At 69.9% G+C, this 2,567-nt stretch carries 3 protein-coding genes and 1 pseudogene; 3 read left to right on the top strand and 1 reads right to left on the bottom strand.

The window, feature by feature from the left end:
* From VAE53_RS10435 to VAE53_RS10425, 3 genes and pseudogenes are all read left to right on the top strand, one after another.
* A pseudogene (locus VAE53_RS10435) lies at positions 1–283 on the top strand (hypothetical protein); the annotation flags it as partial.
* Between the two features lie 22 nt (positions 284–305).
* The gene (gene ndk / locus VAE53_RS10430) at positions 306–755 is read left to right on the top strand and encodes a nucleoside-diphosphate kinase (protein WP_322819317.1); all 450 of its coding nucleotides are present in this window, start codon (positions 306–308) and stop codon (positions 753–755) included.
* On the top strand, positions 730–1,335 hold the full coding sequence (locus tag VAE53_RS10425) for a TIGR00730 family Rossman fold protein (protein WP_322819315.1): 606 nt from the start codon (positions 730–732) through the stop codon (positions 1,333–1,335). Before ndk ends, VAE53_RS10425 begins: the two co-directional genes overlap by 26 nt.
* On the opposite strand, the gene VAE53_RS10420 is transcribed toward VAE53_RS10425, so the two are convergent.
* The gene (locus tag VAE53_RS10420) at positions 1,280–2,494 is read right to left on the bottom strand and encodes a M20 family metallopeptidase (RefSeq protein ID WP_322819314.1); all 1,215 of its coding nucleotides are present in this window, start codon (positions 2,492–2,494) and stop codon (positions 1,280–1,282) included. The genes VAE53_RS10425 and VAE53_RS10420 overlap by 56 nt on opposite strands.
* Between the last annotated feature and the right edge of the window lie 73 nt (positions 2,495–2,567).

Genomic DNA, 2,567 nt, shown 5'->3' with positions numbered 1-2,567 from the left:
TCATCCGGCGGGGCGGGGGGAGTATGGTGTTCAGCGGTGGGTCGGGGGGTTGCCAGCGGGGGAGATCGCGTTGGTGGCGGAGCTGCCGCGGGATGTGCGGCTGGCGGGTGAGGGGGCAGGGGCTTTCGGGGGGGTGGAGGTGGGCCCGCGGGAGCGGGTGATGGCGCTGCTGGAGCGGCTGGCGCCGCGCGCCCGGGCGGGTGAGCTCGCGGCGGGTGCCGAGCCGTTCTATCTGCGTGAGCCGGCGATTACGATTTCTCGGCGCCAGCGGGCGACCGGTTAGCGAGGAGGGTTTCTTGGCGAACGTGGAACGGACGCTGTTTCTGGTGAAGCCGGACGCGATGCAGCGTGGGCTCGCGGGGGAGATTATCGGGCGGCTGGAGCGCCGGGGGCTGAAGATGGTGGGGGTGAAGCTTTTGCGCGTGACGCGGGAGCTGGCGGAGCGGCACTATGCGGAGCACGTCGGGAAGCCGTTTTTCCCGGGGTTGGTGGAGTTCATCACGAGTGCGCCGGTGCTCGCGATCGCGTGGGAGGGGGTGGACGCGATTCGGGTGGTGCGGGCGACGATCGGGGCGACGAATCCGGTAGAGGCGGCCCCGGGGACGGTCCGAGCGGACTTTGGCATCGACAAGGGGCGGAATTTGGTGCACGCCAGCGATGGTCCGGAGAGTGCTGCGAGGGAGTTGGGGATTTTCTTCGCGCCGGAGGAGCTGGTGAGCTGGGAACGGGATGTTGACCGGTGGGTCGCTGAGTAGCGGCGACGCGGAGCTGACGGTTGCGGTGTTCTGCGGTTCGCAGGCGGGGATTCGTCGCCGCTATCTGGAGGCGGCGAGGGAGGCGGGGAGGGCGCTCGCTGAGCGGGGTGTGCGGGTGGTGTACGGGGGTGCGACGGTCGGCTCGATGGGGGCGCTGGCGGATGCGTGCTTGGCCGCTGGGGGCCGGGTGATTGGGGTGATTCCACGTTTTTTGGTGGATTTGGAGCTTGCCCATGCGGGCGTCTCGGAGCTGCGGGTGGTGGAGACGATGGCGGAGCGGAAGGCGGTGATGGCTTCGCTGGCGCAGGGGTTCATGGTGCTGCCGGGGGCGTACGGGACGCTGGACGAGGCCTTCGAGATGGTGACGTGGCGGCAGCTGGGGCTGCATGGGGGGCCGCTGGTGTTCGCGAATGTGGATGGGTTTTTCGATGGGCTGGAGCGATTCTTGGACCGGGCGAGGGAGGACGGTCTGCTCTCGGCGCGGAACCGGGCGCTCGCGGTGTTCGAGCCGGGGGTCGGTCCGGCTATCGAGCGTCTGCTGAGGGAGCTGGGGGTTCGGGGTGGAGGAAGTGTTGGATGATGCGGGCTGCGAATTCGACGCCGAGGGGGAGGGCGGCTTCGTCGATGATGAATCCGGGGTCGTGGTGGCGGCCGGCGATGCCGATGGCTTCGTTACGGGCGCCGAGCCAGAAGTAGCATCCGGGGCGGGCTTCGAGGAAGAGTGACATGTCTTCGGCGCCCATGGTAGGGACGCCGACGATGCGGCCGGGGCCGAAGAAGGTCTGGGCGTGTTGGAGGACTTGGGCGGTGACGGCTGGGTCGTTGACGAGTGGTGGGCAGGAGGTTTCGTGGGCGAGCTGGAAGGTGGCGCCGAAGGCGGCGCAGACGCCGGTGGCGATTTCTTCGACGCGGCGGAGGATGAGGTCGCGGACGGGGGAGGTGTAGGTGCGGATGGTGCCGGAGAGGGTGGCGGATTCGGCGATGACGTTGCCGCGGAAGCCGGCCTCGACTTTGCCGACGGTGAGGACGGCCTGTTCGGTGGGGGGGATGGCGCGCGAGACGATGGTTTGGAGGGCGGTGATGAGGTGGGCCGCGACGACGACGGCGTCGACGGCTTGGTGGGGGGCGGCGGCGTGTCCGCCGCGGCCGGTGATTTCGATGCGGAAGGCTGTAGGGGCCGCGAAGAAGGGGCCAGGGGCGAGGTTGATCATGCCGAGGGGGATGTCGGCGGAGATGTGGAGGCCGAGGGCGATTTCGACGTGGGGATGTTCGAGGACGCCATCGGCGATGCAGGCGGCGGCGCCGCCGGAGGCTTCTTCGGCTGGCTGGAAGACGAACCGGATGGCGCCGGGGAGCTGGTGGCGATGGGCGATGGCCCAGGCGGCGATCCCGAGGGCGATGGCCATGTGTGCATCGTGGCCGCAGGCGTGCATGACGCCGTCGTGGCGGGAGGCGAAGGGGAGTCCGCTCTTTTCGGGCACGGGGAGGGCATCGATATCGGCGCGCCAGAGGACGCAGCGGCCGGGTAGCGCCCCCTGGACGAGGGCGGTGGCGCCGGTCCGGGCGATTGGGCGGACGTCGGCGAGGCCGAGCTGGTGGAGTCGTTCGAGGAGGTACTGCTGCGTTCGGTGTTCCTGCCAGGGGAGCTCGGGGTATTGGTGGAGGTGGCGGCGGTCGGCGATGAGCTGTTGGGTGAGGGCGACGATGGCGGGGCGGACCGGTGGGAGGGCAGAGGCCATGTCGGGAGCTTAGCAGGTTGGGGAGGGCGAGCGGTGCGCTACCGGCCGGCGGCGGCGGTGCCTTGGGAGGGGG

Source organism: Tepidiforma sp., assembly GCF_034432735.1.
Taxonomy (GTDB): Bacteria; Chloroflexota; Dehalococcoidia; order Tepidiformales; family Tepidiformaceae; genus Tepidiforma.
Note: the sequence above shows the minus strand (reverse complement) of the source record. Positions and strands in the feature narration are given on the sequence as shown.